This is a genomic window from Streptomyces sp. NPDC052107 (assembly GCF_040680215.1).
GTDB lineage: Bacteria > Actinomycetota > Actinomycetes > Streptomycetales > Streptomycetaceae > Streptomyces.
On sequence record NZ_JBFAWG010000020.1, the window covers coordinates 41,735 to 60,674 of the forward strand.

The window sequence follows — 18,940 nt, forward strand, 5'->3', positions numbered from 1 at the left end:
GGGCACGTAGCCGGCCGGCGGACGCGGCCCGAGGCTCTCGTCCGCCCGGCGTGTCGGCAGCTCCGGGTGGCCCGGCCTGGAGCAGGGCGGGGCAGACCACGACCGCGACGACGGCGACGAGTGCGACGAGGCTCGCCCACATCTCGCGCGGGCCCGTTGTCTGCTCGTTCATCGAACTCGGAGTTCAGCCCGCCGGCCGCCACCCCAGGGCGGGGCCCAGTTTCGTCGCCATGTCTGTCAGGATCTGTACGTAGTCCTCGTGCTCGAAGGTGAACGGCAGCGCGAACGCCACCTCGTCCACCTCCCGGAACGCGGCGTGCGCGCGCAGCCGTTCGGCGATCTCCTCGGACGTGCCGACCAGGTCCGGGGCGAACAGCAGTCGGCCCGGCCCCTGCGGGGAGGCCGTACGCGGCAGGCGCTGCGCCGCGTAGGCCTCGTACTTGGCGCGCTGCTCCGGACTCGCGGAGTCCGTGGGTATCACGACCAGGCCGTGCGAGACCCGGGCCGCCTCGCCGTCGGGGTGACGGGCGCGGAACTCCCGGACGAGGGCCAGCTGGATCTCGGCGAAGTCCCAGGGCCCGTCCGGGTCTTCCGCCTTGACCACGCTGCTGGTCAGGAAGTTCATGCCGTGCTCGCCCGCCCAGCGCGCCGAGCGGAGGCTGCCGCCGCCGTACCACATCCGCCGGCCGAGCCCGGGGGAGTGCGGCTGGACAACGTCGGAGAAGACCTCGAAGCCCTCGACCCCGCTGAAGTCGCTCGCGGGCTTACCCCGCACCAGGTCCAGCAGCCGCCGCACCCGCTCGTAGCCGAAGTCCTCGGCGTCGGCCGTGTCCGGGTACAGGGCGTCCTTGACCTGCTCGAAGTGCATCGGCGGCCCCACGCTGACACCCGGGTTCAGCCGGCCCCCGGACAGGACGTCCACCGTCGCCAGGTCCTCGGCGAGGCGCAGCGGGTTCTCCCAGCCGAGCGGGGTCACCGCGGTGCCCAGCTCGATACGGCGGGTGCGCTGGGAGGCGGCGGCGAGGACGGCGACCGGGGAGGAGATGCCGTACTGCAGATGGCGGTGGCGCAGCCAGGCGCTGTCGAAGCCGAGCCGCTCACCCAGCTCGATGATCTCCAGCGTGGATTCATGACCATGGCCCGGCCGCGCGGGGTCGAACAGGCCGATGGTGAGGAAACCCAGCTTGCGCAGCGGGCGGGCGGTGGGCGGCACGGGCTCCTCCAGCGGTCGTACGTCGGTTCCCTCCGAAGATTCTGGCAGGTGAGTGTGACAACCGTGTGATCACTTCAGCGGGATGACGATCTCGTCCTCGACCGGCGGATCGACTTCCTGCGCCCGGTTGCCGGTCGCGGCGAAGCAGCGCAGCCGGACCGTCTCCGCAGTGACGTCCAGCCGCAGGAAGCTCTTGAAGAACGGCGGGCTGTAGGTGGCCGAGCCGGGCGAGAACAGCTGGGTGTAGACCTTGCGCACGGGCAGCCGGAACCGGGACGTACGGTCCGGGCGGCCACCGGTGCCGAGGAGGCTCGCGACCAGCCGGGTGCGCCGGGTGATCCGGGCCTCGGGGCCCGGCTTGCGGCCCGGCTCGATGCCGAGGCGTTCGGCGACGACCGCCGTCGCCTCCGTCTCGGTCAGGGTGAAGAAGCGGCGCAGCCGCAGCCGGCGGCCGTACAGGCGGCTGTAGAAGGCCAGGGAGTCGCCGCGCAGCGGATAGCAGCGGAAGTCCCGCTCGGTGACACCCGCGACCGAGATCCGCGGGATGGTGTGCGTGGCGTGCATGAACGCCCCGCCGCCGCCCGCCACCACGTACTGGATGGTCCGGCCGTCCACGTCGACCGGGTAGCGCTGGTAGTTGTGGATGTCGCCGCCGATCGCGGCCACATAGTGGTGCTCCGGGTCCCGGACGATGTCGTCCACCGTCCCCCCGCCCTCGATCGCGCACGGGTGGTGCTCGCCGTCGACGTACAGCGGCGACCCGGTGATCAGGATCTTCGGCCGCGGTCCCCGGGACACCTCGCGCAGCCAGGCACCCTGTTCGGCGTCGATCGTGCCCAGCAGACCGGTGTCGATGCCGACGATCCGCAGCGGACCCGCGTCGATCGCCCAGTACGGCCCCGGCTGCACGGCCTGCCGGCCGGGTGCCGCCCGCAGGCTCCGCGCGGCGGCGAGCCGTCGCTCGTCGGTCGGCCGGGGCCGGTGCCACAGCAGGGCCCGCCACCAGGCGCGGCCGAACGGACGCGGCCGGGGCTCGGGTTCGAGCGGTGGGGTGTCGGCGCAGAAGACCCGCATGAAGGCGCCCAGGTCCTCGTACCAGTCGTGGTTGCCCGGTATCGCGTATATCGGCGCCGGATAGTCCTGGTAGGGCCGGAAGAACTTGCTGCCGTAGTCGTCGGCTGCGCCGACCGGATAGATCACATCGCTCGCGATCACCGCGAAGTCCGTGCCCTGACCGGCCTTCAGGAACCCTGGCACGACGGCGTATTGCGAGTCGTCCCCCTCGCCGGTGTCCCCGATGACCATGAAGGAGAACCGGTCCGCGGTGTCCCGCTCGATCACCTTGTCCGCGGGCGCCCCGGCCGCCGCCCGGCGGGCCACCCAGCGGCTGCGGGTACGACCGGTCGGGTCGCCGAACCAGGACGCCAGCACGCCGTTGCGGGCGGCCCACAAGGTCCGTGGACTCAGCCACGACAGCTTCTCGACGTGGTCCGGCATCAGCTGCTTGTAGGTACCGGGCTCGGCCGAGCCCCAGCCGGCGCCCTGTGCGGTATCGCGTGAGGAGTCAGACACGCGGTGCACGGTAACAACGAACCGGTCGGCGGCGGTTGGCGGGACCCGGCGTACATGAGCGCTGCACAGGTCGTTCACCACCGGTCCCCGAACAGCCGGGGCGCCTCAGGTGCGCCGGTACGCTGGGGAGCCGTTGCAGAAGGGGGCAGGCGATGGAACTCGCCTTCGCCGGACGGGTCGTGGAGTGGCGGGGTCCGGCGCCGTACTACTTCGTCGCCGTGCCGGACGCGGAGTGCGCCGACATCCGTGACGTGGCCGCGCTGGCCAGTTACGGCTGGGGCGTGATCCCGGTCGAGGCCAGAATCGGCGGCACGGACTTCACCACGTCCCTCTTCCCCAAGGACGGCGGGTATCTGCTGCCGCTCAAGAGTGCCGTGCGCCGGCCGGAGGGACTCGCACCGGGTGACGAGGTGAGCGTCGCGATGACCGTACGTCTGTGATACCCGGGGGCGGACCCCGGACGCGTGACCTGCCCGGTCCGTCGCTCCTCGTAGCTCCGTGCGACGTCGAGCTGAAGAGCTGTGGATCGCCAGGTGACCGGTTCGAGCCGGGCATGGAGCGGCGATTCGGCGCCGGCCCAGGCCGACCAGGCGTTCCGCCAGGCGTACAGAGTGCCGTACGCCCAGGTGCCCCCGTCACCGGCCCACTCGCCGCGTTCGGCCTTCGCCCGCCGTTCGCGCTCGGCGCGTTGGAAGTCGTTGGCGAGCGCCGCCACGTAGCCGTGCAGGCTCCGGGCGCTGCCTACCCCTCGTCCTGGCCGGAGCCGGAATCGGCGAGCACACAGGTGTGACCGGCTACCGCCGTGCGCGCGCCGTCCAGCAGCCACGCCGGTCTCCGCCAGCCGGGCTCCCCGGGCGCCTGCCTGGGTACCGCGACGCCTCCGCTGCTCCGGGGGCCGAGCAGCCGGGCCCAGCCCCGCAGGAAGTCGTGGACGGTCCGGTTGTGCCACGTGAGAACGGCGGGCCGCGCGGCGGATGATCCGGTGCATGCCCTCGCAGTCGCCGGCCAGGAACCACAGGTAGGCAGCGAGGTCCTGACGCGAGCGGACGTCGTGCCAGGACTGGCTGCTCGGGGAGGCGGACACGTCGTGAGGCCAGGGGCGGTGAGGGCCTTTGTCGAGTTGCGGGGGCGGGGCCGGGGGCCGGTGCGCCGGCCGGTGCCGGGCGGTCGTCAGGTCAGGTTCAAACCGCCGTCCAGCAGGATGACTTCACCGGTGAGATAGTCGCTGGCGATCACGGAAGCCACCAGGCCGGCCACGTCGGCGGGCAGGGCCGGGCGGCGCATGGGGGCGCGGTCGCGCCACAGTTCGTGCGCCTGTGTCCAGTTCTTCGTCATGGGCGTGTCCACGAGCCCCGGCGCCACCGCGTTGACCCGCACGCCGGGCGCGAGCGCGGCCGCGAGCAGCCGGGTGACATGGTTCAGCGCCGCCTTGCTCGCCGCGTACGGCACGGACGAGCCCTTGGGGCGCACGCCGGCGTGACTCGTGATGTTCACGATGCCGCCGCCCCCGGGGGACTCGCGCAGGGCCGGAAGGGCCGCGGTGCACAGGACCCAGGGCGCGATCAGGTTGACCTCCAGCAACTGTCGCCAGTCCGCGGGTGTCGCCGCGGCCAGGTCGTCGTGCGGGATCGGCCAACTGATGCCGGCGTTGTTCACCAGCACGTCCAGCCGGCCATACCGGTCGAGCGCCGCCTGCACCAGCCCGCGGGCCTCCTCCTCGACGCCCAGGTCCGCCCGCACATACACACCGCCCAGCTCGCCGGCCAGCGCCTCCCCGGCCGCGGTGCTGCGCCGGGAATGGACGACCACCCGCATACCGTCGGCCGCCAGCCTCCGCGCGACGGCTTCCCCGATACCCGACGTCGATCCGGTGACCAGGGCGACGCGCCGGTCGTCTCGCTCGATCCTCATGATCGTGATCATGCCACGGCTCCGCGTCCGAAGCCGTGCCCCGGAGTTCCCTTCGGTCTCAGCCCGGGTCGTACGGCGGCGACGGCCGGTTCCAGACAGCGTCGAACCGGCCGACGATCCCCCGGAGTTCGCGGGCACTTCGGGGCGATACGGCCCGCATCACGGTGTCGAGGAGAGCGCGGGCTTCGAGGGCGTTGGGTTCGCAGCAGTACCAGTACGGGTTGCCCCACTCGTAGTCCCGCCACAGCTCGCGTTCGGGACGGTGGACGTAGTCCTGCCACAGACGCAGGGCCGCGCCGACGTCTCCTGGCTGGAGATAGTTGCGGGTGCGTTCGAGGTGGCGGATCTCGAACAGCACGCGGGACGGAAAGCCGTCGATGTCCGTTCTCGCGCTTCGTGTCCGGCGGTCGGGCATCTGGCTCCGGACGTGTCCCGGCCGTCTACGCGGCACAGGCCTTTCGGTCGATCGTCATGGCGTACATGGTGCCACGCTCTCGAACGCCATGGGCTTGTCTTTCACATGTGCCTTGGGAGACACGCCGCTGTGGTCATGGTCGGTCCGTCACTCCAGGGACACCACCGTGCCGCGGGCACGGTCCGCATTTGCCAGGAACGAGACCGGCACCCCGGCAAGGATCAGCCCGACGACCAAGAATAGCGCCCCGGACGTGATCACGCCGAAGCCGATCCAGGACGCCATCTCTGGACCGCCGCTCGAGCCAAGCTGAGAATCGAATATGTGTACGAGCTCGATCGTGAGGGAAGAGACCCGTACGTGCGCCCCGATCTCCTCCCCGCCCAACTCGTCCGCACGGCCCGCTTCACCCGTGGTGTCCCCGGCCGGTTCATCGTGACCGCGGACGGCGGAACCGTGCTGTATCTGCGGGGTCGTACGGGGGACGACCCCGCTGCCTGCCTCTGGCGGCTCGAACTCGACTCCGGTGTGGAGCGGTTGCTGGCCGATCCGGTGCGGCTGCTCGGTGCCGGGCGCAGGCCGCGCGGGATCGAGAGGTACGCCACCGCCGAGGTCACCGGAGTCGTCGTCTTCACGCTGGGCGGTGAGCTGTGGACCGTGCCGATGCGCGGCGGCGAACCCCGACGGCTGCCGGCCGCACGCCCCGCCACCGATCCGCGCCCCGATCCCACCGGCCGTCGTATCGCTTACCTCTGCCACGGTGGGCTCCGCGTCATCGGAGCGGATGGGAAGTCTCCGGCGCGTGCGGCGCTGGTTCAGCACCGACCCGGCCGCGCCGGACAGCCCGCCGACGGTCCATCACCACGCCTTCGCCGGCACGCCGAGCCCCGACGTCACCCTCTGGTTGGCGCCGATCGAGCCCAACGACCCTCTCATGCCGGTCCGTTGGGACCGCGACGCCTTCGAGTACGTCGTCGGCGCCGGCTGGGACGCGCACGGTCCCTTCGCCGTGGTGCAGTCCCGTGACCAGCGCACCGTCCGGCTGCTCGGCATCGACCCGGCGGACGGCCGTACGACGGTCCTGCACGAACAACGGGACGCCCGCTGGGTGGAATTGGTGCCGGGCCTGCCGGCCCGCACCGCCTCCGGCATCGCCCTCGCCCACGCGGACCTGCGGGGCACCCGGCACCTCACGGCCGACGGCGAACCGGTCACGCCGCCGGGCCGTCAGGTGCGTGCCGTCCTCGGCGTCGACGGGGACGAGGTGCTGTTCACGGCGTCCGACGAACCCACCGAGGTCGATCTGTGGTCCTGGCGGCCGGGGACCGAACCGCGCCGGCGCAGCGCCGGCCCGGGGCTGCACGGGGGAGCGCTGCGCGGCGGCACCCTCGTCCGGACCAGGGCCGACACCGCCGGCCCGACCCCGGTCGCCGAGGTGCTGCGTGCCGGGCGGAGGGCCGTGGCCGTCCCGTCGTACGCGGAGCCGCCCGTGCTCGGCGTACGCAGGACCATGTTGCGGCTCGGCCCGCGGGAGTTGCGGGCCGCCCTCTACCTGCCCTCCTGGCACCGGCCGGCGGAAGACGGCCCGCTTCCGGTGCTGCTCGACCCCTACGGCGGCGCGGGCGGTCAGCGGGTCACCGCGGCCCATGACTGGAAGACGCTGGTGTCGCAGTGGTTCGCCGAGCAGGGCTTCGCGGTGCTCGTGACCGACGGCCGGGGCACCCCGGGGCGCGGGCCGGACTGGGAACGCGAGGCGTACGGCGATCTGTTCGGGCCCGCGCTCGACGACCAGGTGAGCGCGCTGCGGGCGGCCGCCCGCGCGCACCCCGTGCTCGACCTGCGCAGGGTCGGCATCCGCGGCTGGTCGTTCAGCGGCTCGCTCGCCGTGCTCGCCGTGCTGCGCCGCCCGGACGTCTTCCGCGCCGCCGTGGCCGGCGCGGGCGTGACCGACCAGCGACTCTACGACGCCCACTGGCGCGAGCGGTTCCTCGGTCACCCGGAGGCCTACCCCGAGCGGTACGAGGCCAACTCCCTGCTCCGCGAGGCGCCCCGGCTCACCCGTCCCCTGCTGCTCGTCCACGGACTCGCGGACCCCAAGGTTCCGCCCGCCCACACCCTCCGGCTGTCCGACGCCCTGCTCGCCGCGGGCCGGCCGCACGAGGTGCTGCTCCTGCCCGGCGCGGGGCACCAGCCTCTCGGCACCGACGTCACGCACGACCTGCTGCGGCACCAGGCGCGTTTCCTGCAACGCCACTTGGCAGCGGCTCCACCGGATCCCGGACCTCTCCACTCACCGGACGCCCGGTAGGCGGAACAACGCCGTACGACCGCGCGTGAGCTGCCGCGGCCGGCGCACCCGCACCCACCGGCATAGGGAAAACCCTCGAATGACCTCCAGGTGACTGACATGCGCGGGACAAGGCTGGAATCCTTCCTCCACGCACTGCACATCCCCGGTGTGTTCACGGATCACGGTCCCGCACAGCTCAGCTCACCCGGGCAGCAGACCTGTCTGCCCGTCTGTCACCGGTCGCGACCCGGCGGCCGCAGCAGGAGGAGTACGAGTGAGACCCCACAGACGCCTTCCCCACAAGCGTGCCACGGTCGGAGCCGCCCTGGTCTCCACCGCGGCCTTGCTCACCCTCGGCATGCAGGCCACTCCGGCCATCGCCAAGCCTGCCGCTCCCCACCCCAGCCCGCTGCGCACCGGCGGCCTGGAGGCCAAGCTCAGCCCGGCCCAGCACCAGGCACTGATCAAGAGCGCCCAGCAGCAGACCGCCGCGACCGCCCGCACCCTGGGGCTCGGTGCGAAGGAGAAGCTGGTCGTCAAGGACGTCGTCAAGGACAACGACGGCACCCTGCACACCCGGTACGAGCGCACGTATGCCGGCCTGCCCGTCCTCGGTGGCGACCTCGTCGTGCACACCCCGCCCGCCTCCCTGGCCGCGGGCACCGTGAGCACCACCTACAACAACAAGCACAGGATCAAGGTCGCCTCCACCACCGCGACCCTCACCAAGTCGGCCGCCGAGTCCAAGGCGCTGAAGGCCGCCAAGTCCCTGGCCAAGAAGCCCACCACCGACAGCGCCCGTAAGGTGATCTGGGCCGGAACCGGCACCCCGAAGCTCGCCTGGGAGACGGTGATCGGCGGGTTCCAGGACGACGGCACGCCCAGCAAGCTGCACGTCATCACCGACGCCACCACCGGCAAGGAGCTGCACCGGTACCAGGCGATCGAGACCGGCGTCGGCAACACCCGGTACAGCGGGCAGGTCACGCTGACCACGACCCAGTCGGGTTCGACGTACACCCTGAACGACGGGACGCGCGGCGGCCACAAGACGTACAACCTGAACCACGGCACCTCGGGCACCGGGACCCTGTTCTCGCAGAGCAACGACACCTGGGGCGACGGCACCAACTCCAACGCCGCCACCGCGGGCGCCGACGCCCACTACGGCGCGCAGGAGACCTGGGACTTCTACAAGAACACCTTCGGCCGCAGCGGCATCCGCAACGACGGCGTCGCGGCCTACAGCCGCGTCCACTACAGCAGCAACTACGTCAACGCCTTCTGGGACGACAGCTGCTTCTGCATGACCTACGGCGACGGCTCCGCCAACAACGACCCGCTGACCTCGCTGGACGTGGCCGGCCACGAGATGAGCCACGGCGTCACCTCCAACACCGCCGGCCTGGACTACACCGGTGAGTCCGGCGGCCTGAACGAGGCCACCAGCGACATCTTCGGCACCGGCGTGGAGTTCTACGCCAACAACAGCTCCGACGTCGGTGACTACCTCATCGGCGAGAAGATCGACATCAACGGCAACGGCACCCCGCTGCGCTACATGGACAAGCCGAGCAAGGACGGCGGCTCGGCGGACAGCTGGTACTCCGGCGTCGGCAACCTCGACGTGCACTACTCCTCCGGCCCGGCGAACCACATGTTCTACCTGCTGTCCGAGGGCAGCGGTACCAAGGTCATCAACGGCGTGACCTACAACAGCCCGACGTCGGACGGCGTCGCCGTCACCGGCATCGGCCGGGCCGCCGCGCTGCAGATCTGGTACAAGGCGCTGACGACGTACATGACGTCGAGCACCAACTATGCGGGCGCCCGCACCGCCGCCCTGAACGCGGCCACCGCGCTGTACGGGGCCAACTCCGCCCAGTACGCCGGAGTCGCCAACGCCTTCGCCGGCATCAACGTCGGCAGCCATGTCACCCCGCCGGGCAACGGGGTGACGGTCACCAACCCGGGCAACCAGAACTCCACCGTCGGTACCGCTGTCAGCCTCCAGGTCCAGGCGAGCAGCACCAACAGCGGCGCCCTGACCTACAGTGCCTCCGGTCTGCCCGCGGGCCTGTCGATCAACAGCTCCACCGGCCTGATCACCGGCACGCCCACCACGGCGGGCACCTACAACACCACGGTGACGGTGACCGACTCCACCGGTGCCACCGGCACCGCGACCTTCACCTGGACGGTCAGCACCAGTGGTGGCGGCTGCACCTCGACCCAGCTGCTGAGCAACCCCGGCTTCGAGTCCGGAAGCACCGGCTGGACCGCCACCAGCGGCGTCATCACCAACGACACCGGTGAGGCGGCCCACGGCGGCTCGTACAAGGCCTGGCTCGACGGCTACGGCACCACCCACACCGACACGCTGTCGCAGTCGGTGTCGATCCCCGCGGGCTGCAAGGCGACCCTGACCTTCTACTTGCACATCGACACCGCGGAGACCACCACCAGCACCCAGTACGACAAGCTGACGGTGACCGCGGGTTCGAATACCCTCGCGACCTACTCGAACCTCAACAAGGCCTCCGGCTACAGCCAGAAGACCTTCGACCTGTCCTCGCTGGCGGGCCAGACGGTCACCTTGAAGTTCAACGGCGTGGAGGACTCCTCGCTGCAGACCAGCTTCGTCGTGGACGACACCGCCCTGACGACCGGCTGAGTGTTCACCCGACGCGGCCCCGCACCGAGCGGTGCGGGGCCGTGGCATGTCAGCTCAGCGGATCCAGCGTCAGATACGCCTGCTGCGGGCTGCCGTCGTGGACCAGCGACTCCTGGTTGCCGACGTCGTCGAAGGCGAACGCGTAGGCCTTTCCGTCGGCCATCTGCGCATGGACCGCACGCGCGTACTGGTTGGTCACCGGGTCCTGGTAGAAGGCGGCCGCGGAGGTGTCCGGCTGGTTCGGGTTGACCAGCAGGGTCGAGCGGTTGAAGCCGGCGCACAGCGTACGGGAGATGGGGCCCCGCACATTGTCGTTGGGTGCGTCGAGCAGCTTGTGGCAGCCGAAGACACTGTCCGCGTCCGGCTTCTGGAAGCCGGTGACGACCGCGCCCGAGGCGTTCGTGAAGTTCATGACGTTCCCCGACACCCGGCCGTAGTACTTGGTGCCCGGCTGGTCGGCGAACGGCGTGACGGTCAGCGTCGACGTCGTGTACTTCTGCCAGACCCGGTTGACGTAGTCGTCCATGACGCTCGCCGGCAGCGCGCCGGTCTCCACCCCGTACAGGGGCGACAGGGCGCGCAGCACCGTACCGTCGGAGCGGGTCTGGATCAGTCCGGCCCAGCCGCCCGACCGGCTGCGCAGCGTGTCGAAGAAGCCGTTGTACCCACCGGACTTCAGGTGCCCGGTGCTGCTCACGCTGCCGTCGGAGCGCTGCACGCCGACCGCGTACGGCGCCGAGAACATGTCCACCTGGGTGCTGTTCAGCCACAGTCCCGAGTCGTTGAGGGTGTACTCGGACCAGTTGAACAGGATGTTCCGGTTGGGGTCGGAGGGGTTCTGCACGGCCGGCTGCACCAGGCCGCCGGTGGTCAGCCGGAAGTCGAGCCTCTGGCCGTAGGAGAAGTAGATCCGGCCGGAGAACTTCGGTATCCGGATGGTCTTCGACTGTCCGGGGGCCGGGCCGGCGATCGCCGCGTCCGGGGCGGGCGCCGGCGGGTTGCCGCCCGCCGGCCAGGCATGGAAGCCCCCGTTCGCGTCGGCCCAGCCCTGCTGCCCGGAGGACAGCTGGGTGCCGAGGTCGTAGACGTAGACGGGTTCGGAGCGGCCCGAGTTGTTGGTGATCTTCAGCGGGATGGTGTCCGGTACGGCGGCGCCGGCGTGGTCCGGGGCACCGAGGACGAGCACTCCGCCGACCAGGGCCGCGGCGGCGGCCAGGGGCAGCGCGGGGCGGGTGAGTTGATGCGGCACTCTCTTGCCTCCGTGTGGGGTCGGGGTCGTACGGATATTGGTCCGTACCTGTTTGAGAGCGCTCTCAGACTCGTACCGAGACGCGTGCATGTCAATGCAATGAGCGGACCGGCCCACGGCGCCCGCCGTGTGGCGGGCGCCGTGGGCCGGCGTCAGAACGTGCGGTCGAGCAGGTCGAGCAGGGCCGCCCAGTGCCGCTCGTCGGCCTTGTGGTCGTACGCGTTCGTGTCCGCCTGCGTGTAGCCGTGCCGGGCGCCGGGGTAGACCTCGCAGGTGTGCCGGACCCCGGCTTCGGTCAGGGCCTTCTCGAAGCGCTCGATCTGCTCCGGGGGCAGCGACCGGTCGTTGTCGGCGTGTCCGAAGTACAGCTCCGCGGTGATGTCCGGAGCGCCCAGGTGCGGGCTGGCCGGCTCGTCGGTGGCCAGGCCGCCGCCGTGGAAGCCGGCCGCCGCCGCGACCCGGTCCGGGTACGCGGCCGCCGTCCGCAGGGTCAGACGGGCGCCCATGCAGTAACCGGTCACCGCGACCGGCCCGTCGTTGACCAGTGGGCTGTCGGCCAGCCATCGCAGATAGGCGCCCGCGTCCCGCTTGATCAGGTCCGGGGTCAGCGAGGACACGACCGGGCCGAGTCGCTCCCAGAGGGTCGGATCGGCGGCCGGGTCGATGAACTCTGGCAGCTCGACGACCGGGGTGCGGCCGAGGCGGTAGAAGACGTTCGGCACCAGCACGGTGTAGCCGGCGACGGCCAGCCGGTCGGCCATCGACCTCAGGTGCGGCCGCAGGCCGTAGGCGTCCTGGTAGAACAGCACGCCCGGACGCGGGCGGCCGTCGGCGGGATGGGCGAGGTAGGCGTCGGCGACGCCGTCCTCGGTCGTGATGTCGAGATCGGTTGCCTGGACATCGGTCATGGTGGGCAGGCCTCCCTGGGGGACATGGGCGTCGGGCGGGGATGGCCCCTCGACGCCACGGCTACGGCCCATGCTGTCATGCAAGATCCGTATCCCCGCACCGGGAGTGCCCCGCGCTCACTCGAAACGGCTGGTGTCCCCGGCGCCCCGCCGCACGATCTCCGCCTCACCGCTGGAGAAGTCCACGACCGTCGTCGGCTCGGTACCGCAGTCGCCGGAGTCGACCACCGCGTCCACCACGTGGTCGAGCCGGTCCTTGATCTCCCAGCCCTGCGTCAGCGGCTCCTCCTCGTCCGGCAGCAGCAGCGTGCTGGACAGCAGCGGCTCGCCCAGCTCCGCCAGCAGCGCCTGGGTGACCACATGGTCGGGGATGCGTACGCCCACGGTCTTCTTCTTCGGGTGCAGCAGCTTGCGCGGCACCTCGCGGGTGGCCGGCAGGATGAAGGTGTAGCTGCCCGGCGTCGACGCCTTCACGGCCCGGAACACGTCCTTGTCCACCAGTACGAACTGGCCGAGCTGCGCGAAGTCCCGGCACATCAGGGTGAAGTGGTGCCGGTCGTCCAGTTGGCGGATGGAACGGATCCGGTCCATGCCGTCCCGGCTGCCCAGCCGGCAGCCCAGCGCGTAACAGGAGTCGGTCGGGTATGCGATGAGTGCTTCCGAGCGCACCGCGTCGGCGATCTGGGCGATGCTGCGCGGCTGCGGGTTCTCGGGGTGCACGTCGAAGTACTTCGCCATTCACCGAGCTTATGCCGTCAGCGGGCGGTGGGCGTGCATCGCAGGCCCGTGGGGACTTCGGCATAGGTATGGCTTCATACCTGTTCCCGCTGTCATGCCCGGATCCGGCGCTCCCCGGCGCGACGTCGGCAGCGTCGCCTCGGCGCTCGCCGACGCCCTGCCCATGCCGCACCGTGCCCCGCACCGGCGGGTCGCCCGCGACTACCCGCACCCCAAGCCGTCCGGGGCCTCCCCCCGGCCCTGGACGTGACATCTCCGCCGGCGGCCCACCCCCGGGCCAGCCGGCGGAGCCATGCCCGTGTGCGGGAGCACGGCGTGTTCGGGTAACGTGCTGATGCGTAAGCCCAGGTCAACACGGAGGCGAGGAGAGGGGCACGTGGCCGGCCGACCGGACGGGGGCCCGCCGTTCCAACAGCCGTACGGCCGAGACAGCGCCTGGGCCCAGGAGTTGCTGGACCAGCTGCGGCCCGCCGGACGTGATCTTCGCCGGCTCGCCGACTGGCTCGCCCGGACCGTGAACGCGGCGGTGTGCCTCCAGGACGACCGCGGGGGCCTGCTCGCCGGTGAGCGGCTGCCGCTCGACTCCGCCGTCGTCGCCGGCGTCGCCACCGGCCGGGTCTCCGCCGCGTCCCTCGACGACGGGGCACGGCATGTGCGGCTGGTCGGGATACGGCATCCGGGGCCCGGCCCGGCGAAGCGAGCCGTCCTCGCGGTGGCCCGCCCGGAGCCCTTCGACCGGCGCACCACCGAGATCCTCGGCCACACCGCCGGCGTACTGGAACTCCTGCTCAGGGAACGGGAGTCGGCCGAGTCCGGGCGGCGGCTGCGGCGGGCCACGGCCGATCTGCGGCTGGCGATCCTGCAACTGCTCATGGTGGAGGACACCGTCTCCGCCCGCCGGGTCGCCGCCGGGCTGTGGCCGGGCCTGCTGGAACGGGACACCGCCCGTGTCTACGTCCTCGAGGACACCGCCGTGGAACGCGACCGGCTCGCCGACGCGTGCGTGGACGCCACCGACGGCCGGGCACTCGTCGTGCGCTGCCCCGCGGTGGACGAACACGTCATCGTCGTCGGACCGACCGCCGAGGTGGAGGAGCGGCTGAGATCCCTCGTCGCCTGCCGGCCCGGCACCTTCCTCGGCGGCAGCCCCCGGCAGCGCCTCGCCCTGACCGCCACCGCCTACGGCCAGGCCGTCACCGCCCTCGCCGTGGCCCGCTTCCGGCCCGACCGGTACGCCGTCTACGCCGCCCGCGCCCGCCCCGCACAGCTCATGGACCCCGCCGCGCTGCGGGCCTGGGCCGCCGTCCTGCTGCGCCCGCTGGACACGCTGCCGCACCATGTGCGCGCCGAACTGCTCGCCACCACCCGGCTCGGCCTGGAGTTCACCGCCGTGAACGCGGCCAAGGTGCTCGGTGTCAGCCGCAACACGGTCCGGGCCCGGATGGACCGGGTCGCCGCGCGGCTCGGCGCCGACCTCACCCGGCTGCCCGTGCGAGCCCTCGCCCACGCCGCCCTCAACACCGAGGCCGCACACGGCCCGTACGACCTCTCCGGCGGGGCATCCGATCCGCCGGTGGGGACCCGGCTCACCGAACTGCTCGGGACGAGTGCGCTGCGGTCCTGGGCGGAGGGTCTGCTCGGCCGCCTCGACGAGGACGGCCGGGATCTGCGCGGCACCCTGCGCGCCTGGACCGCCGCCGACGCGCACGCCGAACGCGCCGCCCAGGTCCTCGGCGTACACGCCCAGACGGTGCGCGAACACGTCCGGGCCGCCGAACCCGTCCTGGAACGCCGGCTGACGGCCGGCGGCACCGACCTGTACGAGGTCGTCCTCGCCCACCTCATCACCGGCGAGCTGCCCGTGCCCGACCTCGGTGTACCCGGCCGTGGCGCGGCGAACCCGGACCAACCGGACTCGTCTGTGCAGCGGTGAGTGCCGTGGGGACTCTGCCTGACACCGGTGCACTACCCCGGGCCCGGCAGCGCACGTAGCTTCGGCAGTCCGCGGGGCACGACCGGAACGGGGGTCCGGTCGCGGCCCCGCGTTCCGGCTCGGGTACCCGGCCGGACCGGGATCTCCGGCCGGCGGCGCGCGACGACCGACGGCCCGTGCGGCCTCATCGGGTGCGCGTGACCGGCAGGTTGTAGACGTGTGCCGGAGAGATGATCTTCGTGATCGCTTCGGCCAGGACGGTGCTGGGCTCCTGGGACCGGTAGTCGGTGTCGGTGTTCAGCAGTGCGACGAGCGTCGTCCGTGTCGCCGGCAGGTAGACGGCCACCGTCTCGTAGCCCGGCAAGGAGCCGTTGTGGCCGATCCATCCCTGCACGTCGAAGATGCCCAGACCGTATCCGGCGCCCCGTATCGAGCCGGTTTCCGGGGTGATCAGCCGCTGCTTCTGGGCGGCGGCACTGATCATCCACGTCCCGTCCGGGAACCGGCCCGTGGCGACCGTGGGTGCCCAGGTGCGCAGATCCCGGAGGTTCGAGATCATCGCGCCGGCCGCCCAGCCCCAGGACGGATTCCAGTCGGCCGCGTCCGCTTCCTTGCCGTTGGCCGTCTGCACGGTGTAGCCCTGCGCGTGCGGGGTGGGGAACTCATTGCCGGTCGGGAAGAGCGTGTGCGTCATGCCGGCCGGATCGAGGATGTGCTGCTTGATGTAGTCACCGAGGCGCTGCCCGCTCTCCTTCTCCACCACCAGTCCGAGCAGGATGAGGTTCGTGTTGCTGTAGGAGAACTTCTGCCCCGGCTGGAACAGCACCGGATGCCTGAAGGAGTAGGCGAGCAACTGCTGGGGAGTGAAGGACCGTTGCGGGTTCGAGGTGAGCGCCTTGTCGAAGCCGGGATCCTTGGAGTAGTTGTACAGTCCGCTGCGCATGTCGGCGAGCTGACGCAGCGTGATCCTGTTCTCGTCGGGCACGCCGCCGATGTACTTGCCGATCGGGTCGTCCAGGCCGACCTTCTTCTGGTCCACCAGCTGCAGCAGCGCGGTCACGGTGAACGTCTTGGTCTCGCTGCCGATGCGCATGTACAGGTCCGGCGTCATCTTCCGGCCGGTGCCCTTGTCGGCGACCCCGAACGAGCGGACGTAACTCGGCTGTCCCGGCGTCCAGATGCCGACGGTCACGCCGGGTATGGTCGCCTCGTGCATCACCTTGCGCACGGCGGCGTCCAGTTGGCGTGCCACGCCGGGGGACAGGTCACGGACGGCCGGTCCCGAGGGAGTCGGGCCGGGCGAGCCGGCGGCAAGGGTGGCCGGCACGGAGGCCGGTGACGCCAGGACCGGGCCGGCGGCGCAGGGTGTCATCAGCGTGCCCACCGCGACGGCGACCGCGGCCCCCCTCAGCAGGCGTGCGGACGTATGCGACATGGGGCTGACTCCAAGCACGTGAGTGGTGAGCGTGCGCTGGGCGGGACGTCGGAGCCCTGACCGTCCCAGGATAGGAGCGCACCGGCTGCCGCGCCCGTCGGGCGGCCGCCCGGGCCGCTGCCTGACGGCGGGATGCTTGTCCGACGAGTGGAAGGCCACGTTCCGGGGATGGCCTCACCCGACCCGGTGACCCTGCGGCGCGGGGCGTACCGGTGACGGCCCACGGGCGTTGCCCCGGCATGAACCGCTTGGACCCGGCGAACCGCTTGGATTGGCTGGACCGGATCGAACGGCTGGACCGGATGCGCCGGTCGGCGCAGGTGGATCGGGCCCGGGAGCCGATCTACGCCCGCCTCGTCGCCGAGTGGCGGGCACAGGGACGCGCCGTGCCCGCGGACCCCGACGCGCTGTCGGCCGCCCGCCCCGGGGCCGGCTCGGGTGGGCGGCCCGCGGCCGAGCGCGCCTGAACCGTCACTGCCCGCACAGCGGTGCGAGGACGGCGAGGGTGCCGTTGGCCCGCCGCAGCGACTCCTCCAGGGCGCCGGGCAGATGGAGCGCGCCGGAGCCGTCCGGGGGTACGAGCCACTCCAGGAATCGCGCGGGCCGGTACGGCGGCGGTACGGCGACCCAAGCCCCCTTGGTCGCGTAGCGCAGACCGGCTCCCACCCAGCCCCCCGAGGGGTCCGGCGGCAGGAAGAACCCGACCCGGCCCGCCGCCGTGTCGACCAGCGTCGGCCCCGGCACGGGCATCCCGGGCCGCCACAGCAGGTCGAGCGTGACCAGGCCCAGCCGCTCGGGGACGCTCAGCACGTCCCAGAAGCGTCCCGCCTCCAGCAGCGAGATGCCCTGGCCGTGATCCCACTCCCACTTGCAGGAGCGCGGGTCCGCCGACGCCGCCGCCAGCCACTCCACGCCCCGCTTCCACATCGTGTTCGGCATGCACTGCTCCGGGTGTCCTCGTCCGCCTGCCGCCGGCCGCCTGCCCTCGGCAGATGCATGCTCGTAGATATTTCTACCTGTCGGAAGGGGTGGCGAACCCTGGCGTTTGAGCCGGAACGCTCGAACTCCGGCTGTGGGTTCGTCAGTTGGGGGAGGGGGATGCGTCGCCCGTCGCACTCCGGATGGTGCGCTCGATTCGATCGCCCAGGCAATTGATTCACGCGTCAAAGGTTGAATTGATTGCTGTTTCGATCGTAGAGTCATCGCATCCGTCACCGTCTTCAGTGAGGTACTCCATGGACCGCACGCGTCTGCACGCCCTCCTGGCCCGCGAGAGCGCCGAGGCCGAGCGCCGCAACCCGCGCTCCCGCGCGGCCTATGCGGGGGCCGACCACCTCTTCGGCCGGGTGCCGATGACCTGGATGAACAAGACGGCCGGTGCCTTTCCCCGCTATCTGGCCGGTGCGCGCGGCGCCCGGGTCACCGATGTGGACGGGCACGAGTACATCGACTTCTGCCTCGGCGACACCGGTGCGATGGCCGGCCACTCGCCCGCCCCGGTCACGGACGCCGTGCGGATGCGGTTCGCCGAGCAGGGCGGGGCCACGGCGATGCTGCCGACGGAGGACGCGGAGTGGGTCGGCGCCGAGCTGACCCGCCGGTTCGGCCTGGCGCGCTGGAGCTTCTCGCTCACCGCGACCGACGCCAACCGCTGGGCGATCCGGCTCGCCCGGGCCGTCACCGGGCGCCCGAAGATCCTCGTGAACAGCTACTGCTACCACGGCAGCGTCGACGAGTCCCTGATCGTCGTCGGCCCGGACGGCGCGGGCACCGCCCGCCCCGGCAACGTCGGCGCCCCCTGCGACGTGACCCTGACCAGCCGGGTGGCCGAGTTCAACGACCTCGCCGGCCTGGAGCGCGAACTGGCCCACGGTGACGTCGCCGCCGTCCTGATGGAACCCGCCCTCACCAACATCGGCATCGTCCTGCCCGAACCGGGCTACCTCGCCGGAGTCCGCGAGCTGACCAGGCGCTACGGCAGCCTGCTCATCAACGACGAGACCCACACCTTCTCCGCCGGACCCGGCGGCTGCACCGCCGCATGGGACCTGGAACCGGACCTGCTGACCATCGGCAAGGCCATCGGCGGCGGCATCCCGGCCGGTGCCTACGGGCTGTCCGCCGAACTCGCCGAGCGGCTGCTGTCCCGCGCCGACCTGGACCTCGTCGACATGGGCGGCGTCGGCGGCACCCTCGCCGGCAACGCGCTGTCGGTCGCCGCGACGCGGGCCACCCTCGAACACGTCCTCACCGACGAGGCGTTCGCCCGGATGGCCAAGCTCTCCGAGCGCTTCGAGGCGGGTGTCCGGGCGGGCATCGAGGCGCATCGGCTGCCGTGGTCCGTGAGCCGGCTCGGCGCCCGCACCGAGTACTGTTTCACCAGCCCGGCGCCGCGCACCGGCACCGAGTCCGCGGCCGTCTCCGACCCGGAGCTGGAGGACTTCCTGCACCTCTACCTCGCCAACCGGGGCATCCTGCTCACCCCGTTCCACAACATGGCGCTCATGTGCCCGGACACCACCGAGCAGGACGTCGACATCCACACCCAAATCTTCGCCGCCGCCCTCGCCGAACTGGCGGACTGAGAGCTGCGGCCATACCC

General features: G+C 71.7%; 17 protein-coding genes. 7 read left to right on the forward strand and 10 right to left on the reverse strand.

The window, feature by feature from the left end:
- Positions 1 to 184: 184 nt before the first annotated feature.
- Positions 185 to 1,213, reverse strand: a complete 1,029-nt coding sequence (locus AB0M27_RS22730; RefSeq protein WP_365723683.1) for an LLM class flavin-dependent oxidoreductase — start codon at positions 1,211 to 1,213, stop codon at positions 185 to 187.
- Positions 1,214 to 1,282: 69 nt separating this feature from the next.
- On the reverse strand, positions 1,283 to 2,785 hold the full coding sequence (locus AB0M27_RS22735) for a metallophosphoesterase (protein ID WP_365723684.1): 1,503 nt from the start codon (positions 2,783 to 2,785) through the stop codon (positions 1,283 to 1,285).
- A 152-nt stretch (positions 2,786 to 2,937) separates the two neighbouring features.
- Between AB0M27_RS22735 and AB0M27_RS22740 the strand changes: the two genes are divergently transcribed.
- A complete protein-coding gene (locus AB0M27_RS22740; protein ID WP_365723685.1) occupies positions 2,938 to 3,225 on the forward strand; it encodes a DUF1905 domain-containing protein in 288 nt (95 codons plus the stop codon).
- A gap of 730 nt (positions 3,226 to 3,955) precedes the next feature.
- Here the strand turns inward: AB0M27_RS22740 and AB0M27_RS22745 are convergent.
- The 3 genes from AB0M27_RS22745 to AB0M27_RS22755 form a co-directional block, all read right to left on the reverse strand.
- Positions 3,956 to 4,696, reverse strand: a complete 741-nt coding sequence (locus AB0M27_RS22745) for an SDR family oxidoreductase (protein ID WP_365723686.1) — start codon at positions 4,694 to 4,696, stop codon at positions 3,956 to 3,958.
- A gap of 58 nt (positions 4,697 to 4,754) precedes the next feature.
- Positions 4,755 to 5,111, reverse strand: a complete 357-nt coding sequence (locus AB0M27_RS22750; RefSeq protein ID WP_365723687.1) for a hypothetical protein — start codon at positions 5,109 to 5,111, stop codon at positions 4,755 to 4,757.
- Between the two features lie 147 nt (positions 5,112 to 5,258).
- Positions 5,259 to 5,870, reverse strand: coding sequence for a hypothetical protein (locus AB0M27_RS22755; RefSeq protein ID WP_365723688.1), 612 nt, complete (start codon positions 5,868 to 5,870; stop codon positions 5,259 to 5,261).
- Between the two features lie 43 nt (positions 5,871 to 5,913).
- Between AB0M27_RS22755 and AB0M27_RS22760 the strand changes: the two genes are divergently transcribed.
- The gene (locus tag AB0M27_RS22760) at positions 5,914 to 7,419 is read left to right on the forward strand and encodes a prolyl oligopeptidase family serine peptidase (protein WP_365723689.1); all 1,506 of its coding nucleotides are present in this window, start codon (positions 5,914 to 5,916) and stop codon (positions 7,417 to 7,419) included.
- Positions 7,420 to 7,675: 256 nt separating this feature from the next.
- Complete coding sequence (locus AB0M27_RS22765; protein ID WP_365723690.1) at positions 7,676 to 10,075, forward strand: M4 family metallopeptidase; 2,400 nt, start codon at positions 7,676 to 7,678, stop codon at positions 10,073 to 10,075.
- A 49-nt stretch (positions 10,076 to 10,124) separates the two neighbouring features.
- Here the strand turns inward: AB0M27_RS22765 and AB0M27_RS22770 are convergent, their stop codons facing one another.
- From AB0M27_RS22770 to AB0M27_RS22780, 3 genes are all read right to left on the reverse strand, one after another.
- Positions 10,125 to 11,324: a glycoside hydrolase family 64 protein gene (locus tag AB0M27_RS22770; RefSeq protein ID WP_365723691.1), complete on the reverse strand. Its 1,200-nt coding sequence runs from the start codon at positions 11,322 to 11,324 to the stop codon at positions 10,125 to 10,127.
- A 152-nt stretch (positions 11,325 to 11,476) separates the two neighbouring features.
- Complete coding sequence (locus AB0M27_RS22775; protein WP_365723692.1) at positions 11,477 to 12,232, reverse strand: dienelactone hydrolase family protein; 756 nt, start codon at positions 12,230 to 12,232, stop codon at positions 11,477 to 11,479.
- A 117-nt stretch (positions 12,233 to 12,349) separates the two neighbouring features.
- A complete protein-coding gene (locus AB0M27_RS22780) occupies positions 12,350 to 12,970 on the reverse strand; it encodes an L-threonylcarbamoyladenylate synthase (RefSeq protein WP_365334728.1) in 621 nt (206 codons plus the stop codon).
- 94 nt (positions 12,971 to 13,064) lie between these two features.
- Here AB0M27_RS22780 and AB0M27_RS22785 point away from each other — a divergent pair, with 94 nt between their 5' ends.
- Both AB0M27_RS22785 and AB0M27_RS22790 read left to right on the forward strand, forming a co-directional pair.
- On the forward strand, positions 13,065 to 13,220 hold the full coding sequence (locus AB0M27_RS22785) for a hypothetical protein (protein ID WP_365723693.1): 156 nt from the start codon (positions 13,065 to 13,067) through the stop codon (positions 13,218 to 13,220).
- Between the two features lie 126 nt (positions 13,221 to 13,346).
- Positions 13,347 to 14,903 (forward strand): helix-turn-helix domain-containing protein, encoded by a 1,557-nt coding sequence (locus tag AB0M27_RS22790; RefSeq protein WP_365723694.1) that lies wholly within the window; start codon positions 13,347 to 13,349, stop codon positions 14,901 to 14,903.
- 184 nt (positions 14,904 to 15,087) lie between these two features.
- On the opposite strand, the gene AB0M27_RS22795 is transcribed toward AB0M27_RS22790, so the two are convergent.
- Positions 15,088 to 16,338 carry a serine hydrolase domain-containing protein gene (locus AB0M27_RS22795; RefSeq protein WP_365723695.1) on the reverse strand — a complete coding sequence of 417 codons (1,251 nt, stop codon included), beginning with the start codon at positions 16,336 to 16,338 and terminating at the stop codon, positions 15,088 to 15,090.
- Positions 16,339 to 16,577: 239 nt separating this feature from the next.
- On the opposite strand from AB0M27_RS22795, the gene AB0M27_RS22800 reads away from it, so the two are divergent.
- Positions 16,578 to 16,805 carry a hypothetical protein gene (locus AB0M27_RS22800; protein ID WP_365723696.1) on the forward strand — a complete coding sequence of 76 codons (228 nt, stop codon included), beginning with the start codon at positions 16,578 to 16,580 and terminating at the stop codon, positions 16,803 to 16,805.
- 4 nt (positions 16,806 to 16,809) lie between these two features.
- Here AB0M27_RS22800 and AB0M27_RS22805 read toward each other — a convergent pair whose 3' ends face one another.
- On the reverse strand, positions 16,810 to 17,277 hold the full coding sequence (locus AB0M27_RS22805; RefSeq protein ID WP_365723697.1) for a hypothetical protein: 468 nt from the start codon (positions 17,275 to 17,277) through the stop codon (positions 16,810 to 16,812).
- 296 nt (positions 17,278 to 17,573) lie between these two features.
- Here AB0M27_RS22805 and AB0M27_RS22810 point away from each other — a divergent pair, with 296 nt between their 5' ends.
- Positions 17,574 to 18,923 carry a transaminase gene (locus tag AB0M27_RS22810; RefSeq protein WP_365723698.1) on the forward strand — a complete coding sequence of 450 codons (1,350 nt, stop codon included), beginning with the start codon at positions 17,574 to 17,576 and terminating at the stop codon, positions 18,921 to 18,923.
- Positions 18,924 to 18,940 lie beyond the last annotated feature (17 nt).

Bases quoted from the DNA above. Each gene is read 5' to 3' on its own strand.
- AB0M27_RS22740 (WP_365723685.1), top strand. From the start codon at position 2,938: ATGGAACTCGCCTTCGCCGGACGGGTCGTGGAGTGGCGGGGTCCGGCG.
- AB0M27_RS22745 (WP_365723686.1), bottom strand. From the start codon at position 4,696: ATGAGGATCGAGCGAGACGACCGGCGCGTCGCCCTGGTCACCGGATCG.
- AB0M27_RS22750 (WP_365723687.1), bottom strand. From the start codon at position 5,111: ATGCCCGACCGCCGGACACGAAGCGCGAGAACGGACATCGACGGCTTT.
- AB0M27_RS22775 (WP_365723692.1), bottom strand. From the start codon at position 12,232: ATGACCGATGTCCAGGCAACCGATCTCGACATCACGACCGAGGACGGC.
- AB0M27_RS22780 (WP_365334728.1), bottom strand. From the start codon at position 12,970: ATGGCGAAGTACTTCGACGTGCACCCCGAGAACCCGCAGCCGCGCAGC.
- AB0M27_RS22785 (WP_365723693.1), top strand. From the start codon at position 13,065: ATGCCCGGATCCGGCGCTCCCCGGCGCGACGTCGGCAGCGTCGCCTCG.
- AB0M27_RS22795 (WP_365723695.1), bottom strand. From the start codon at position 16,338: ATGTCGCATACGTCCGCACGCCTGCTGAGGGGGGCCGCGGTCGCCGTC.
- AB0M27_RS22800 (WP_365723696.1), top strand. From the start codon at position 16,578: ATGAACCGCTTGGACCCGGCGAACCGCTTGGATTGGCTGGACCGGATC.
- AB0M27_RS22805 (WP_365723697.1), bottom strand. From the start codon at position 17,277: ATGCCGAACACGATGTGGAAGCGGGGCGTGGAGTGGCTGGCGGCGGCG.
- AB0M27_RS22810 (WP_365723698.1), top strand. From the start codon at position 17,574: ATGGACCGCACGCGTCTGCACGCCCTCCTGGCCCGCGAGAGCGCCGAG.